The following is a 14,948-nucleotide window of genomic DNA, read 5'->3' as shown; positions in this document are numbered from 1 at the left end:
ACCGGCATCAGGGGAAGCGAGATTTACTCGGCTTCCGGAACCACGTGGACGTTGATCTCGACGACCACGTCCGTGTGGGCCACCACGCTCACCGGGAACTCGCCCACGGTCTTCAGCGGGCCGTTGGGCAGGCGCACCTGGGCCTTGGCGACGGCGGTGCCGGCCTTGGTCAGCGCGTCGGCGATGTCGGCGTTGGTGACGGAGCCGAACAGGCGGCCGTCCACGCCGGCCTTCTGGGCGACGCGCACGGTGGTGCCGGCCAGCTTCTCACCCAGCTTCTGGGCTTCGGCCAGCTTCTCGGCGGCGACCTTTTCCAGTTCGGCGCGCTTGGCTTCGAATTCCTTGATCGCGGCTTCCGTGGCGCGACGAGCGGCCTTGGTCGGGATCAGGAAGTTGCGGGCGTAGCCGTCCTTGACCTTGACGACATCGCCGAGGTTGCCGAGGTTGGCGACTTTTTCGAGCAGGATCACTTGCATGTCGTCAGCTCCTTAGACCTTGTGCTGGTCGCTGTACGGCAGCAGGGCCAGGAAGCGCGCGCGCTTGATGGACACCGTCAGCTGACGCTGGAAGAAAGCGCGCGTGCCGGTCAGGCGAGCGGGCGTGATCTTGCCGTTCTCGGAGATGAAATCGCGCAGCGTGTCGATGTCCTTGTAGTCGATCTTCTCGACGCCAGCGACGGTGAAACGGCAGAAACGCTTGCGGCGGAACAGCAGCGACTGTTGGTTGCGCTTGGGCTTCTTGTCTTTGGAGAAGCGACCTTTGCCACGAAGAGGGGGCATGTTGGACCTCTGTTAAATCTATCCGGATTCAATGGTTGCCAGGTTCTGCGACGGCAGCGGGTTCGATCACGGTCACGTGGGCGATGAAGCCCCGGCCGTTGCGCTGATGGGTCAGGAAGCCGCGGAACACCGCGACGCCACCGACACCCAGCGCCTGCAACTGCTTGGCCACCTCGCCCACCGCGACCGCCTTGATCTCCAGGGAGACCTTGCGCGGCTTGCCGGCTTCGATGACTTCGGACTCGGCCTTGAGGCCTGCGTCCAGGGCCATCAGCCCGGCGGGGGTGTAGCGAACTTGTCCGAGTTGCTGGATCTGCGCCTTCAGGTGAAGTTGATTCACTCAGTCGGCGCGCTGTTCGAAAAACCTGGTGCTAGCGATGACCTGTGCTCAGGCCGCTTCTTGCTGCGGCGCCTTGCGGGCTTCTTCGCGCTCGACGGCCTTCATCATGACCGACGGGGTCGTGATGGCCTTGTCCTGCACCACGGTCAGGTGGCGCAGCACGGCGTCGTTGAAGCGGAAGCCGGTCTCGAGCTCAACGAGGACTTCCTTGCTGGCTTCGATGTTCAGGCACAGGTAGTGGGCCTTGGCGAGCTTCTGGATCTGGTAGGCCAGCTGACGGCGGCCCCAGTCCTCGACCCGGTGCACGACACCGCCACCGGCGGTGATCAGGCCCTTGTAGCGCTCCAGCATGGCCGGAACCTGTTCGCTTTGATCCGGATGGATCAGCAGAACGATTTCGTAGTGACGCATGTGTACTCCTTGTGGATTCCAGCCTCGAACGGGTTGCCTCGGCTGTGGAAGCCGCATCACGGCGTCGACACGTGATACGGCAAGGGGGAACCCAGGATTCTAGCGCGCAAAGACGAAATCCCCTAATCGGGCCGACGTCAGCGCGCTGGCGGGCTGCGCAGCAGGTCGACGATCTCACGTTCCCGCGTGCCCGGTGCGGAGGTCAGCAGGCTCACGATCACCAGCACCAGCGCGCCCGCCGGCACGCCGAACAGGCCGGCCGACGCCGGTTGGATGCCCCACAGCAGCTGGGCCGGCCCCGGCAGGCCGACCAGCGCGCGCAGCCCGGGGTGGGCCAGCCCCAGGTAGACCAGGCAGACCGCCAGCCCCGCCAGCATGCCGGCCAGCGCGCCGGCACGGTTGGCACGGCGCCAGAACACGCCCGCCACCAGCGCCGGGAAGAACGTGGAGCCGGCAATGGAGAACGCCGCCGTGACGACGGCCAGGATGTCCGCCGGCCGGCTGGACGCCACCGCCGCCGCGGCCAGTGCCGCCGCCAGCAGCAGCGCCTTGCTCAGCGTGACGCGCCGCGTGCGCGACGCCTCCGGGTTGATGGCCTTGTAGTACAGGTCGTGCGACAGCGCGCTGGAGATCGCCAGCAGCAGCCCGTCGGCCGTGGACAGCGCCGCCGCCAGTCCGCCGGCGGCCACCATGCCCGAGATGACGTAGGGCAGCCCGCCCAGTTCGGGCATCACCAGCATGACGAGGTCCGGATGCAGGCGCAGCTCGCCCAGCTGCAGCCGGCCGTCGCCGTTCAGGTCCACGGCCGACAGCAGCGTCGGGTCGACGCGCTGCCACTGGCGTATCCACGCCGGCAGCTGGTCGAACGCCGTGCCCACGAGGCCGTTGAACACCTCGGTCTTGACCATGACGGCCAGCGCCGGCGCCGTCAGGTACAGCAGGCAGATGAACACCAGCGACCAGGCCACCGACTCACGCGCCGTGGCCACCGTCGTCGTCGTGTAGTAGCGCGTCAGCAGGTGCGGCAGGCCGGCCGTGCCCACCATCAGACAGAACACCAGCGCGATGAAGTTGCGGCGCGACTCGCTGCCCTTGCCGGCGTCCGCCGGCTCGCCGGTGGCGTCACCCGCGAGTACGGGGAAAGGCTGGGAATGCGGCACCAGCCCGGACAGCGGCCGCGAGCGCTGGGCCTCGCTGGCCTGCTCGCGCCGCCACTGCTCCTCGGCCTCGGCCGGCGTGCGCGGCAGCGCGGCACGCTGCTTCTCGGCGGCCTGGATCAGCGCCAGCGGCGCGCCCGCCTTCTTCAGCTCGGCGACGCGCGCGGCCGCCTGCGCCTGCTCGTCGGCCAGCGCACGCGGCACGTCCGCAAGCCGCGCAGCCGCCGCGTCGGCGCGCTGCTGGTGGATGGCACGCACCTGCAGCTCGGCCGGGTCGCGGATCAGCTGCTGTTCGCGCTCGGCCAGCTGGTGCAGCTGCTGGCCGTAGACCAGCTGCGGCAGCGGCCAGCCGGTCTGCTTCACGCTGAGCCAGATGACCGGCACCAGGTAGGCCAGGATCATGATGAGGTACTGCGCCACCTGCGTCCACGTGACGGCGCGCATGCCGCCGAGGAAGGAGCACACCAGCACGCCGCCCAGGCCCACGAACACGCCCACCTCGAAGCCCAGGCCGGTGAGCCGTGTCGTGATCAGGCCCACGCCGTAGATCTGCGCGACGAGGTAGACGAAGGACACCAGGATGGCCGCGCACGCCCCCACCAGCCGCAGCGCGCGGCTCTGGAAGCGTTCGGCCAGAAAGTCGCCGATCGTGAACTGGCCGAACTGGCGCAGATACGGCGCGATGCACAGCGCCACCAGCACGAAGCCGCCGGTCCAGCCCAGCACATAGGCCAGGCCCGCGTAGCCGCTGGCGTACAGCGTGCCCACCAGGCCGATGAAGGTGGCGGCGCTCATCCAGTCGGCCCCGGCGGCCATGCCGTTGTAGAGCGGCGGCACGCGGCGGCCGGCGACGAAGTACTCGGCCGGGTCGGTCGTGCGGCTCAGGATGCCGATGACGGCATAGACCGCCACCGTCGCGCCGAGGAAGGTGTACCCGATCCAGGCCTTGGGCATGCCGCGCTGCTCGGCCACGCCCAGCAAGACGACCAGCGCGATGAAGCTCAGCGCGAAGAGGACATAGCGGCGGTGGAGGCGACGGACGGGCACGGCCGCGATGATGGCCGCAAAAAAGCCCGGGCTCTCTTACGGAGAACCCGGGCTGGATCGTCAGCGACGAAGCTTTACTTGGCGGCCAGGCGCTGCCAGGTCTCGATGACCGTGTCCGGGTTCAGCGAGATGGAGACGATGCCTTCCTCGGCCAGCCAGTCGGCGAAGTCGGGGTGGTCGCTGGGGCCCTGGCCGCAGATACCGATGTACTTGCCCGTGGCGCGGCAGGCACGGATGGCGCGCGAGATCATGGCCTTGACGGCCGGGTCGCGCTCGTCGAAGTCGCCCGCCAGTTGCTCCAGGCCGGAGTCGCGGTCCAGGCCCAGCGTGAGCTGCGTCAGGTCGTTGGAGCCGATGGACATGCCGTCGAAGTGCTCGAGGAACTGCTCGGCCAGGATGGCGTTGCTCGGCACCTCGCACATCATGATGACGCGCAGGCCGTCGACGCCACGCTTCAGGCCCTTCTCGGCCAGCATGTCGACGACCTTGGACGCCTGCTTCACCGTGCGCACGAACGGCACCATGATCTCGACGTTGTTCAGGCCCATCTCCTTGCGCACGCGCTTGAGCGCCTCGCACTCCATCGCGAAGGCGTCCTGGAACTCGCCGCTGATGTAGCGCGACGCGCCGCGGAAGCCCAGCATGGGGTTCTCTTCGTCCGGCTCGTAGCGGGTGCCGCCGATGAGCTTGCGGTACTCGTTGGACTTGAAGTCCGACAGGCGCACGATGACCGGGCGCGGGAAGAAGGCGGCGGCAATGGTGGCGATGCCTTCGGCCAGCTTGTCGACATAGAACGCGCGCGGCGATGCGTGGCCGCGGGCCACCGACTCGACGGCCTTCTTCAGGTCGGCATCGATGTTCGGATAGTCCAGGATGGCCTTGGGGTGGACGCCGATGTTGTTGTTGATGATGAATTCCAGCCGGGCCAGGCCCACGCCGCCGGACGGCATCTGCGCGAAGTTGAAGGCCAGCTGCGGGTTGCCGACGTTCATCATGATCTTGATCGGGCAGTACGGCAGCTCGCCGCGGTGCACCTCGCTGACCTCGGTTTCCAGCAGGCCGTCGTAGATGTAGCCGGTGTCGCCTTCCGAGCAGGCCACCGTCACCAGCTGGCCGTCCTTGAGCTTGTCCGTCGCATCGCCACAGCCGACGACGGCCGGGATGCCGAGTTCACGCGCAATGATGGCCGCGTGGCAGGTGCGGCCGCCGCGGTTCGTCACGATGGCGCTGGCGCGCTTCATGACCGGTTCCCAGTTCGGGTCGGTCATGTCGGTGACGAGCACGTCGCCCGGCTGCACGCGCTCCATCTCGGCGACGCTGTCGACCAGGCGCACGGGGCCCGTGCCGATCTTCTGGCCGATGGCGCGGCCCTCGGCCAGCACGGCGCTGTGGGCCTTGAGCTTGTAGTGGTGCTCGACCTGGCCGGCGGCCTGGCTCTTCACCGTCTCGGGACGGGCCTGCAGGATGTAGAGCTTGCCGTCGACGCCGTCGCGGCCCCACTCGATGTCCATCGCGCGGCCGTAGTGCTTCTCGATGATCAGCGCGTACTGGGCCAGTTCGGTCACCTCGGCGTCGTTCAGCGAGTAGCGGTTGCGCGCCTCGACGGCCGTGTCCACCGTCTTGACCAGCTTGCCGGCGGCCGCCTTCTCCTCGGGCGACGCGAACTCCATGCGGATCAGCTTGGAGCCCAGGTTGCGGCGGATGATGGCCAGCTTGCCGGCCTTGAGCGCGGGCTTGTGGACATAGAACTCGTCCGGGTTCACGGCGCCCTGCACCACCGTCTCGCCCAGGCCGTAGCTGGACGTGATGAAGACGACCTCCTGGAAGCCGCTCTCGGTGTCGATCGTGAACATGACGCCGGCGGAACCCAGGTCGGAGCGCACCATGCGCTGCACGCCGGCGGACAGCGCCACGTCGTTGTGGGCGAAGCCCTTGTGGACGCGGTAGCTGATGGCGCGGTCGTTGTACAGCGACGCGAAGACCTCGCGCATCTTGTGCAGCACCTCGTCGATGCCGTGCACGTTCAGGAAGGTCTCCTGCTGGCCGGCGAAGGACGCGTCGGGCAGGTCTTCGGCCGTCGCGGAGGAGCGCACGGCGAAGGTCGCGTCCGGGTTGTCGGCCGTCAGCTGCGCATAGGACGCGCGCACGCCGGCTTCCAGGTCGGCCGGGAAGGGCTGGTTCTCGATCCAGCCACGGATCTCGGCACCGGCCTCGGCCAGCGCGCGGACGTCGTCGGTGTTGAGCGTGGCCAGGCGCGCCGCGATGCGCGCGTCCAGGCCCTCGTGCTTGAGGAACTGCCGGAAGGCATGCGCCGTGGTGGCGAACCCTCCGGGGACGCGCACGCCGCTGGCGGCGAGCTGCGAGATCATTTCGCCGAGGCTGGCGTTCTTGCCGCCAACTGCCTCGACGTCGGTCATCCTCAGGTTCTCAAACGGTACGACCAGGGCGGTCGCCTCGAACAGGGTGGACATGAAAAAACTCCGGGAGGTTGAAAAACCGGTGTCGTCGCGTCGTCCGGGCCCGGTGCCGAGCAGACGTGCTCAAGGCAGGCGCGGCTCCACCCATTTCTGGATTCTTCTTGGAGGGTGGCGGCGCGCATGGGGCTGATCGCGAGGAATTGCGGCGGATTCTAGGCGGTTCGTACCTGGGCGTAACCCGCCTGGATCGTGCGAAAGGTCCGCCATCGGGAAATGCCCCCCTCGCCCCGGGGGCGCTGGCTATCATGGCCGCGCCCACGACTCCACCTGACCTGCCATGACCGCCAGAACCGTCTACTTCGTCTCTGACGGCACCGGGATCACCGCCGAAACCTTCGGCAACTCCATCCTCGCGCAGTTCTCCATCAAGCCGCGCCACGTGCGCCGGCCGTTCATCGACACGGCGGAGAAGGCCCAGGCCGTCGTGGCGGAGATCAACGAGCTGGCCATGCGCGAGGGCGAGCGGCCCATCGTGTTCGCGACGCTGGTGGACCGCGACGTGCTGAAGATCGTGCGAGAGCACTGCCAGGGCCGCGTGATGGACATGTTCGGCACCTTCATCGAGCCGTTGGAGGAGGAGTTCGGCATCAAGAGCAACCACCGCGTGGGCCGCTTCTCCGACGTGGCGCAGAGCCAGGAGTACCACGACCGCATCGAGGCCATCAACTTCTCGCTGGCGCACGACGACGGCCAGTCGTCCAAGAACCTGGACGTGGCCGACGTCATCCTCGTCGGCGTGTCGCGCTCGGGCAAGACGCCGACGTCGCTGTACCTGGCGATGCAGCACGGCATCAAGGCCGCCAACTACCCGCTGATCCCCGAGGACTTCGAGCGCCGCAAGCTGCCGCCGTCGCTGATGCCGCACCGGCGCAAGTGCTTCGGGCTGACCATCGACCCCGAGCGCCTCTCGTCCATCCGCAACGAGCGCCGCCCGGGCAGCAAGTACGCCGACCCGCTGAATTGCCGCTACGAGGTCAATGAGGCCGAGGCGATGATGAAGCGCGAGGGGATCTCGTGGCTGTCGTCCACGCACAAGTCGATCGAGGAGATCGCGACGACGATCCTGCGCGACATCCGTCCGGATCGCCTGATCTACTGATCGATGCCCGCCTCGGCCTTAGCCCTCGTCCTCACCGCCGCCCTCCTCCACGCGCTCTGGAACCTGGCCGCCAAGAAATGGGGCGGCGGGCCGCATTTCGTCATGAGCTGCGCCATCGGCGTCGTGCTGGTGTGGCTGCCGGCCGCGGCGTGGCTGGGCGTCGACGAGGTGCCGCGCTGGACGCCGGCCATCTGGGGCCTGGTGGTGGCCAGCGCCGTCGTGCACCTGCTGTACTTCAACTGCCTGGTGGCGGGCTACCGGGCCAGCGACCTGACGGTGGTCTACCCGGTCGCGCGCGGCAGCGGGCCGCTGCTGTCGGCGGTGGCCGCCGTCTTGCTGCTGGGCGAACACCTGGGCGTGCACGGCGCGCTGGGCCTGGCCGGCGTGGTGGGTGGCATCCTGCTCATCACAATGGGGCCGCGGCTCATCGGCCGCGGGCTGTCGCACGACGCACAGGCCGACCGCTGCCGCCGGCACGGCATCTGGTGGGGCGCGGCCACCGGCGCGCTGATCGCCGGCTACACGGTCATCGACGGCTACTCGGTCAAGGTGCTGGCCGTGTCGCCGCTGCTGCTGGACTGGGTGGGCAATCTGCTGCGCATGGTCATGCAGCTGCCGGTGTCGCTGCGCCGGCGGCACACGTTCTGGCCGGAAGTGAAGCAGTCGTGGCGCGGCGTGCTGGCCGTGTCGGTGCTGGGGCCGGCGGCCTATGTGCTGGTGCTGCTGGCCGTGAAGGAGGCGCCGCTGTCGCGCGTGGCGCCGGCGCGCGAGGTGTCCATGTTGATTGCGGCGCTGCTGGGCGGGCAGCTGCTGGGCGAGGCCGAGCGCGGCTGGCGGCTGGCCGGCGCGGCGCTGATCGGCGCCGGCGTCATCGCGCTAGCGATATAGCAGGTCGCCGTACAGGTCCACGTAGCGGGCCGCCGCGGTGTCCCAGCCGAAGCGCTGGCGCATCGCGGCCTCGCGCACGCGGGCCCAGTCCTCGGGCCGGCGCCACAGCGCGAACGCGCGCCGCAGCGCGCGGCGGCAGGCATCGGCCGTGAAGGCGTCGAAGACGAAGCCGGTGGCGGTGCCGGCGGCGAGGTCTTCCAGCGTCGTGTCCACCACCGTGTCGGCCAGCCCGCCGACGCGGTGCACCAGCGGCAGCGCGCCGTAGCTCAGGCCGTACAGCTGCGTCAGGCCGCAGGGCTCGAAGCGGCTGGGCACCATCACGACGTCGCTGCCGGCGACGATGCGGTGGGCCAGGCCCTCGTCCATGCCGACACGCCGGGCCACCTGGGTGGGATGCCGTTCAGCAGCCACCGAGAACTCGGCCTCCAGGCGCGCGTCACCCGCGCCGAGCACGACCAGCTGGCCGCCGCCGGCCAGCAGCTCGTCCAGCGCCTCCAGCAGCAGCGGCAGCCCCTTCTGCTCGGTCAGGCGGCTGACCACACCGAACAGCGGCGCCTCGGGCGCGACGGCAAGGCCGCAGTCGCGCTGCAGCGCGGCCTTGCAGGCCGCCTTGCCCGTTGCATCGCCCGCGCGGTAGCGGTTCGCAATGGCGCCATCGTGCTCGGGCGACCACACGCCGTAGTCCACGCCGTTCAGGATGCCGTGCAGTACGTCGGCGCGGTGGCGCAGCAGGCCGTCCAGGCCGCAGCCCTGCTCGGGCGTCTGGATCTCGCGGGCGTAGGTCGGGCTGACGGTAGTGATCGCGTCGGCGAAATGCAGGCCGGCCTTCATGAAGCTCACCTGGCCGTAGAACTCCACGCCCTCCATGGCGTAGTGCGACGCCGGCAGGCCCAGCTCGCCGAACTGGCCGGCCGGGAACAGGCCCTGGTAGGCCAGGTTGTGCACGGTGAAGACGGTCCTGGCGTCGCTGCGGCGGCGCGCGCGGCTGGCGGCGACGTGGGCGCAGGCCAGGCCCGCATGCCAGTCGTGCGCGTGCACGATGTCGGGCCGCCAGCTGGCGTCCAGTCCTTCGGCCAGCCGCGCGGCGGCCAGGCCCAGCAGCGCGAAGCGGCGGTGGTTGTCGGCATAGGCCACGCCGCTGTCGTCGGCGTAGGGATTGCCGGGGCGGTCGAACAGGCCTGGCGCGTCCAGCACGTAGACGAGCTGCTCGAACCCCGGCAGCCGGCCGCGCAGCAGCGCCGCCCGGCCCTCGCCCCACGGCAGCGCGACGGGCGCGACGGCGCATTCCTGCGTCAGCGCGTCGTGGATGGCCGGGAAGCCCGGCACCAGCAGCCGCGGCTCGGCGCCGGCCGCGGCCAGCGCGGCGGGCAGCGCACCGGCCACGTCGGCCAGGCCGCCGGTCTTCAGCAGCGGGAACAGCTCCGCGCTGACTTGCAGAACACGCATGTCAGAGCTTCGCCAGCATTTGCTTGGTGATGAGCACGACGCCGTTGTCGGTGCGCTCGAAGCGGGCCGCATCCAGCTTCGCGTCTTCGCCGACGACCAGGCCGTCGGGAATCTCGCAGCCACGGTCGACGATGACCTTGGTGAGCCGGCAGTTGCGCCCCACGCTGACGCCGGGCAGCAGCACGCTCTGGTGGATGTTGCAGAACGAGCGGACGCGCACGTTGCTGAACAGCACCGTCTGCACGACGTGCGAGCCCGACACGATGCAGCCGCCGCTGACGATGGTGTTGACCGTCATGCCGTGCATGCCGTTGTGGTCGGGGATGAACTTGGCCGGCGGCAGCTGGCGCTGGTAGGTCCAGATGGGCCAGTCGGTGTCGTAGATGTCCAGCTCGGGGCTGATGGAGGCCAGGTCGAGGTTGGCGGCCCAGAAGGCGTCCAGCGTGCCGACGTCGCGCCAGTACGGCGGCGCGCCGTTGGCGTTGGTGATGCAGCTCATGCCGAACGGGTGGGCCACGGCGCGGCCTTCGGCGACGACCTTGGGGATGACGTCCTTGCCGAAGTCGTGGCTGGAGCCGCTGTCGGCCAGGTCCTCGGCCAGCAGGCGGTAGAGGTAGTCGGCGTTGAAGATGTAGATGCCCATGCTGGCCAGGCAGGCGTCGCTGCGGCCGGGCATGGTGGGCGGGTCGGCGGGCTTCTCCTGGAAGGCGGTGATGCGGCGCTCGCCGTCCACAGCCATCACGCCGAAGGCCGTGGCCTCGGCCTTGGGCACCTCGATGCAGCCCACCGTGCAGCCCGCGCCGGTGGCCACGTGGTCCACCAGCATGGACGAGTAGTCCATCTTGTAGATGTGATCGCCCGCCAGCACGACGATGTAGTCGGCCTCGGTGCTCTGGATGATGTCCAGGTTCTGGTAGACCGCGTCGGCGGTGCCGCGGTACCAGCTCTCCTCGTCGACGCGCTGCTGCGCCGGCATCAGGTCCACCGTCTCGTTCAGCTCGGCGCGCAGGAAGCTCCAGCCGCGCTGGATGTGGCGCAGCAGCGAGTGGCTCTTGTACTGCGTGACGACGCCGATGCGGCGGATGCCGCTGTTGACGCAGTTGCTCAGCGCGAAGTCGATGATGCGGAACTTGCCGCCGAAGTAGACCGCCGGCTTGGCGCGCGAGTCGGTGAGCTGCTTGAGGCGGGAGCCACGACCGCCGGCCAGCACGAGGGCGATGGCGCGGCGGGCGAGCTGGTGGGGCGATGCGACAGGGGCCATGAACCGATCTCCACGAGACTGCAAACGCTTGCAGTTTGCGCCCGCCAGTGTGCCGCCTCGCCTCGGGGCTTCCCCTCAGGTCAGCGCTTCGCTGCCTTCGCTCGCGGCGGCCTGCGCCAGCGCACGTTCGAAGGCACTGCGGCTGGGCGTCTCGACGAACACGCAGCGCTTGTGGTGGCGCTTGCAGTGGTCCTTCACGCGCCAGTAGGCGTCGTGGCTGATGCAGCCGGTCTGGCAGATGACGAGGTCGGCGGCAGCGAGCTGCGGTTCCAGCTGCGCAGGCTTGTGCTCGCTGCCGCCGTCGTGGTGCAGGAACTGCGCGCCGCAGCCCTCCACCGCCTGCCGGTACTGCGGCACGCTGCCGCCGCGGCCGCCCACGCACAGCACGACGCGGTGCTCCAGCTTGACCGGCGCGGGCGGCGGGTCGGCCTCGGGGCCGGCCGCGGCCGGCGCAGGCTCGGCCACCGGCGCGCGCTGCGCCTGCCGCGCCAGCTCACGCTGCAGCGCGTGGTTGCGCTCGACCTGCTCGGCCAGCCGCTCGCGCAGCTGCTCGCGCTCGGGCAGGTCGGGGCGCGCGGCCTGCCAGTGCTGTAGCTGCTCCTGGGCCTGCGCAAGCTGCGTCTGCAGCGAGATGACGGCGGCGCGCTGCTGCATGCGCTCCTGTTCCCAGGCCTGCTGCTCGCGGGCACGCTCAGCGCTCCAGGCGGTCACGCGCTGCTGCACCTCGGCGTAGTCGCGCAGCAGCGCCTGGTGCTCGGTGGCCAGCTCGCGGTGGCGCGCCAGGTCCACGCGCTGCGCGGCGCCCACCTGGTGCTGCAGCATGTGCACCTGGCCCAGCACGCGCATCTCCAGCCACTCGTCGCAGCGCGCGTGTGTCAGCGTGGCCCACAGCGCACCGGCCACCTCGCCCTGTGCGGCGCGGGCGCGCCACCAGGTCATCAGCGACTCGCGGCACCGGGCCTGGCCGGCGCTGCGGACGTCCAGCGTGAAGCGCTGCTCCAGGTCCTTCTGCAGCGCCTCGGCCACCGCGTTGCGGCGCGCGGCGGCGGTGACGAGGCTGCAGTGCAGCGTGTAGTCATCCTCGTCACCCTGCAGCACCAGCAGCTTCTTGGCCAGCACGCGCACGCGCTCCAGCGGCACGCAGACACCGATGACGGGGCAGTGCGCGTGGCTGCCGAGTTCCCACAGCCGGCGGCGGCGCGAGCCGGTGGCGGGTGGAGGGGCGGCATGCGCCGCGCAGCAGAAGTCGGCCATTCGAGGGCTCCGGGGGGAGGCGCTGGCGGGCGACGGCTGGCTGGCGCGGCAGGGAAGAAAGGTCTACTTGGTGAGGATGAGCTTGCCCAGCGACGTGACACGCAGGCGGTAGACCTGCTGCTGGTGGACGATCTGCACCTCGCCGCGAGGCCCCAGCAGCGTGGCGCTGTCGATGCGGCGGGGAAGGTCGCCGTGCGCCGTCAACGGCGGCGGGGGAGACGGGGCTGGATCTCGGTCATCAAGCATGCAGTGACTCTAATGAGAATAACTCGCAATTGCAAGTAATTCTCATCCAGGGCCGCCACATGGCCCCGGCGTCAGCCGCGCTGCCGCTCGCTTTCGTAGAGGCAGATCGCCGCGGCGGCCGCGACGTTCAGCGACTCCTCGCCGCCCGGCTGCGGGATGCCCACGGTCAGCGCGCAGCGGGCCATCAGCGCGGGCGACACGCCCTGCCCTTCGTGCCCCATGACCCAGGCACACGGCGACGGCAAGGCCACCTGGTGCAGCACATGCTCGGTGTGCGAGCTGGTCGCGATCAGCGGCACGGCCAGGGCCGCGAGATCGTCCGCGGCCAGGCATTCGATCAGGCGCAGCCCGAAGTGCGCGCCCTGCCCGGCCCGCAGCACCTTGGGCGACCACAGCGCCGCCGTGCCCTTCAGCGCCAGCACCTGCCGCACGCCGAAGGCCGCCGCGCTGCGCAGGATGGCGCCGACATTGCCGGCGTCCTGCAGGCGGTCCAGCACGACGCTGGCGGCCTGCGCATCGATGGCGGGAGTGGCCGGCAGCGTCAGCTCGGCGCCGATCTGCGCGGGCGACTCCAGGCCACTCAGCCCCTTGAACAAGGCCGTGGGCACCACCAGCGCGCGCGGCGCGGCCTCGGCCAGTTGGGCCAGCTCGGGGGCCTGCATCGCGGCCTCGGTCAGCACCACCAGCGCCGGCGTCCAGCCCCGCTGCAGCGCCGCGCGCAGCAGGTGGTCGCCTTCGATCCACACGCTGCCGGCCTTGCGGTAGCCGCCGGCATCGGCGGTGAGCTTGCGCAGGCGCACCAGCGCCGGGTTGTCGCGGGACGTGATGTGGTCGATCTTCATTTGATGCCGGCCTCCCGCACGGGCGCAAAGCTGCGGCGATGCCAGGGGCTGGCGCCGTGTTCCTTCAACGCCGCCAGATGCTCCGGCGTGCCATAGCCCTTGTGCGTGGCAAAGCCGTACTGCGGATGGCTCTGGTGCATCTGCTCGCAGAACAGGTCGCGCGCCACCTTGGCGAGGATGCTGGCGGCCGAAATGGCCGGCACGGTGGCATCGCCCTTCACGATGGCCTCGGCGGCCATCGGCAGCACCGGCAGCCGGTTGCCATCGATGCGCACCAGCGTGGGCTTCAGGCGCAGGCCGTGCACCGCGCGCTGCATCGCCAGCATGGTCGCCTGCAGGATGTTGATCTGGTCGATCTCCTCGGTCGTCGCGTGCGCGATGCTGCAGCACAGCGCCTTGGCGCGGATCTCATCAAACAGGCGCGCGCGCCGGGCGGCCGTCAGCGCCTTGGAGTCGGCCAGGCCGGCGATGGGCTGCAGGTCATCCAGGATGACGGCTGCCGCGAACACCGGGCCGGCCAGCGGGCCGCGGCCGGCCTCGTCCACGCCGGCCACGAGGCCGGGCGGCGTCCAGTCCAGCGACACCTGCTCAGGCACCGATGAGCGTCGCGATCGCATCGCTGGCGCGCCGCGCGGTGTCTTGCCGCAGCAGCTCGTGGAGTTGCACAAAACGCTGGTGCAGCGCGGCGCGGCGCGGCGCATCGGCCAGCAGCGCCTCGGCCTCGCGGGCCAGGTTCTCGGGCGTGCAGGCGTGCTGGATCAGCTCGGGCACGAGGAACTCGCGCGCCAGAATGTTGGGCAGGCCCACCCAGGGCAGCAGGCCCTTGTCCTTCATGCGCCACCAGTTCAGCCAGTTCATGCGGTAGGCGATGACCATGGGCCGCTTGAACAGCGCCGCCTCCAGCGTCGCCGTGCCGCTGGCTACCAGCGTCAGGTCGCAGGCGGCCAGCACGGCGTGCGACTGGCCGTCGACGAGCTGGATGTCGGCGCCCTGCAGCATCGGTTCGACGAGACCGCGCAGCCCCGGCACCACGGGCATGACGAAACGGCGGCCCGGCCTGGCCAGCAGCTTCGCAGCACCGATCAGCGCCGGCGCGATGTACTGGATCTCGCTCTTGCGGCTGCCGGGCAGCAGCGCGATGACGGTGTCCTGCCCGGGCAGCTTCAACGCCTCGCGGGACGCGGCACGCGGCGGCTCCATCGGAATGGCATCGGCCAGCGGATGGCCCACGTAGGTCGCGCCGATGCCGGCCTGGTGCAGGATCTCGGGCTCGAACGGGAACAGGCACAGCACGTGGTCGGCTGCCGCCTTGATCTTCTCGACGCGCTCCGGCCGCCAGGCCCAGATGGACGGACAGACGAAGTGGACCGTCTTGATGCCCGCTTCGCGCAGCCGCGTCTCCAGGCCGAAGTTGAAGTCGGGCGCGTCGACGCCGATGAACACGTCCGGCCGGTTGGCGATGAGGCGCGTGCCCAGCTGCTTGCGGATGGACAGCAGTTCGCGGATGTTCAGCAGCGCATCGACGTAGCCGAAGATGGACAGCTTGCTGTGCGGCCACCAGGTCTCGAAACCCTGGGCCAGCATCTTCGGGCCGCCGATGCCTTCGGAGGCCAGCCCGGGCCAGCGCGCACGCAGGCCCTGCAGCAGCAGGCCGGCCAGCAGATCGCCGCTGGCCTCGCCGGCCACCATGCCGAGGCGGGG

At 70.0% G+C, this 14,948-nt stretch carries 15 protein-coding genes; 2 read left to right on the top strand and 13 right to left on the bottom strand.

What is annotated here, in order from left to right; genetic code table 11:
• Positions 1-23: 23 nt before the first annotated feature.
• The 6 genes from rplI to ppsA form a co-directional block, all read right to left on the bottom strand.
• Positions 24-476, bottom strand: a complete 453-nt coding sequence (gene rplI / locus AC1Q7O_RS03010) for a 50S ribosomal protein L9 (protein ID WP_492658483.1) — start codon at positions 474-476, stop codon at positions 24-26.
• 12 nt (positions 477-488) lie between these two features.
• Positions 489-779: a 30S ribosomal protein S18 gene (rpsR, locus tag AC1Q7O_RS03005; RefSeq protein WP_492658484.1), complete on the bottom strand. Its 291-nt coding sequence runs from the start codon at positions 777-779 to the stop codon at positions 489-491.
• Between the two features lie 28 nt (positions 780-807).
• Complete coding sequence (gene priB, locus AC1Q7O_RS03000) at positions 808-1,119, bottom strand: primosomal replication protein N (protein ID WP_492658485.1); 312 nt, start codon at positions 1,117-1,119, stop codon at positions 808-810.
• A gap of 48 nt (positions 1,120-1,167) precedes the next feature.
• Positions 1,168-1,530, bottom strand: a complete 363-nt coding sequence (rpsF, locus tag AC1Q7O_RS02995) for a 30S ribosomal protein S6 (RefSeq protein WP_268168250.1) — start codon at positions 1,528-1,530, stop codon at positions 1,168-1,170.
• Between the two features lie 137 nt (positions 1,531-1,667).
• Positions 1,668-3,734 (bottom strand): sodium:solute symporter family protein, encoded by a 2,067-nt coding sequence (locus AC1Q7O_RS02990; RefSeq protein WP_492658486.1) that lies wholly within the window; start codon positions 3,732-3,734, stop codon positions 1,668-1,670.
• A gap of 74 nt (positions 3,735-3,808) precedes the next feature.
• Positions 3,809-6,205, bottom strand: a complete 2,397-nt coding sequence (gene ppsA, locus AC1Q7O_RS02985) for a phosphoenolpyruvate synthase (RefSeq protein WP_492658487.1) — start codon at positions 6,203-6,205, stop codon at positions 3,809-3,811.
• Between the two features lie 283 nt (positions 6,206-6,488).
• Here ppsA and ppsR point away from each other — a divergent pair, with 283 nt between their 5' ends.
• Together ppsR and AC1Q7O_RS02975 are read left to right on the top strand one after the other, a co-directional pair.
• A complete protein-coding gene (gene ppsR / locus AC1Q7O_RS02980; protein WP_492658488.1) occupies positions 6,489-7,310 on the top strand; it encodes a posphoenolpyruvate synthetase regulatory kinase/phosphorylase PpsR in 822 nt (273 codons plus the stop codon).
• Positions 7,311-7,313: 3 nt separating this feature from the next.
• Positions 7,314-8,198, top strand: coding sequence for an EamA family transporter (locus AC1Q7O_RS02975; RefSeq protein WP_492658489.1), 885 nt, complete (start codon positions 7,314-7,316; stop codon positions 8,196-8,198).
• Here AC1Q7O_RS02975 and glgA read toward each other — a convergent pair.
• The 7 genes from glgA to lpxB form a co-directional block, all read right to left on the bottom strand.
• Positions 8,187-9,644 carry a glycogen synthase GlgA gene (glgA, locus tag AC1Q7O_RS02970; protein WP_492658490.1) on the bottom strand — a complete coding sequence of 486 codons (1,458 nt, stop codon included), beginning with the start codon at positions 9,642-9,644 and terminating at the stop codon, positions 8,187-8,189. The genes AC1Q7O_RS02975 and glgA overlap by 12 nt on opposite strands.
• Before the next feature lies 1 nt (position 9,645).
• Positions 9,646-10,905, bottom strand: coding sequence for a glucose-1-phosphate adenylyltransferase (gene glgC / locus AC1Q7O_RS02965; protein WP_492658491.1), 1,260 nt, complete (start codon positions 10,903-10,905; stop codon positions 9,646-9,648).
• A 75-nt stretch (positions 10,906-10,980) separates the two neighbouring features.
• Positions 10,981-12,159, bottom strand: a complete 1,179-nt coding sequence (locus AC1Q7O_RS02960; protein WP_492658492.1) for a DUF2325 domain-containing protein — start codon at positions 12,157-12,159, stop codon at positions 10,981-10,983.
• A 63-nt stretch (positions 12,160-12,222) separates the two neighbouring features.
• On the bottom strand, positions 12,223-12,405 hold the full coding sequence (hemP, locus tag AC1Q7O_RS02955) for a hemin uptake protein HemP (protein WP_492658493.1): 183 nt from the start codon (positions 12,403-12,405) through the stop codon (positions 12,223-12,225).
• Between the two features lie 71 nt (positions 12,406-12,476).
• Complete coding sequence (locus AC1Q7O_RS02950) at positions 12,477-13,247, bottom strand: TrmH family RNA methyltransferase (protein ID WP_492658494.1); 771 nt, start codon at positions 13,245-13,247, stop codon at positions 12,477-12,479.
• Entirely contained in the window at positions 13,244-13,864 is a 621-nt protein-coding gene (rnhB, locus tag AC1Q7O_RS02945; protein WP_492658495.1) for a ribonuclease HII, read from the bottom strand. The genes AC1Q7O_RS02950 and rnhB overlap by 4 nt, the downstream gene beginning before the upstream one ends.
• A complete protein-coding gene (lpxB, locus tag AC1Q7O_RS02940; RefSeq protein WP_492658657.1) occupies positions 13,836-14,936 on the bottom strand; it encodes a lipid-A-disaccharide synthase in 1,101 nt (366 codons plus the stop codon). The genes rnhB and lpxB overlap by 29 nt, the downstream gene beginning before the upstream one ends.
• Between the last annotated feature and the right edge of the window lie 12 nt (positions 14,937-14,948).

It is taken from the genome of Roseateles sp. GW823-FHT07B05, assembly GCF_058794515.1.
Note: the sequence above shows the minus strand (reverse complement) of the source record. Positions and strands in the feature narration are given on the sequence as shown.

Excerpts from the sequence above, each read along its gene's own strand:
- glgC (WP_492658491.1), bottom strand. The coding sequence starts at position 10,905 with ATGGCCCCTGTCGCATCGCCCCACCAGCTCGCCCGCCGCGCCATCGCC.
- ppsR (WP_492658488.1), top strand. The coding sequence starts at position 6,489 with ATGACCGCCAGAACCGTCTACTTCGTCTCTGACGGCACCGGGATCACC.
- hemP (WP_492658493.1), bottom strand. The coding sequence starts at position 12,405 with ATGCTTGATGACCGAGATCCAGCCCCGTCTCCCCCGCCGCCGTTGACG.
- rplI (WP_492658483.1), bottom strand. The coding sequence starts at position 476 with ATGCAAGTGATCCTGCTCGAAAAAGTCGCCAACCTCGGCAACCTCGGC.
- rnhB (WP_492658495.1), bottom strand. The coding sequence starts at position 13,864 with ATGCGATCGCGACGCTCATCGGTGCCTGAGCAGGTGTCGCTGGACTGG.
- lpxB (WP_492658657.1), bottom strand. The coding sequence starts at position 14,936 with ATGGTGGCCGGCGAGGCCAGCGGCGATCTGCTGGCCGGCCTGCTGCTG.
- AC1Q7O_RS02975 (WP_492658489.1), top strand. The coding sequence starts at position 7,314 with ATGCCCGCCTCGGCCTTAGCCCTCGTCCTCACCGCCGCCCTCCTCCAC.
- rpsR (WP_492658484.1), bottom strand. The coding sequence starts at position 779 with ATGCCCCCTCTTCGTGGCAAAGGTCGCTTCTCCAAAGACAAGAAGCCC.
- glgA (WP_492658490.1), bottom strand. The coding sequence starts at position 9,644 with ATGCGTGTTCTGCAAGTCAGCGCGGAGCTGTTCCCGCTGCTGAAGACC.
- AC1Q7O_RS02960 (WP_492658492.1), bottom strand. The coding sequence starts at position 12,159 with ATGGCCGACTTCTGCTGCGCGGCGCATGCCGCCCCTCCACCCGCCACC.
- ppsA (WP_492658487.1), bottom strand. The coding sequence starts at position 6,205 with ATGTCCACCCTGTTCGAGGCGACCGCCCTGGTCGTACCGTTTGAGAAC.
- AC1Q7O_RS02950 (WP_492658494.1), bottom strand. The coding sequence starts at position 13,247 with ATGAAGATCGACCACATCACGTCCCGCGACAACCCGGCGCTGGTGCGC.
- rpsF (WP_268168250.1), bottom strand. The coding sequence starts at position 1,530 with ATGCGTCACTACGAAATCGTTCTGCTGATCCATCCGGATCAAAGCGAA.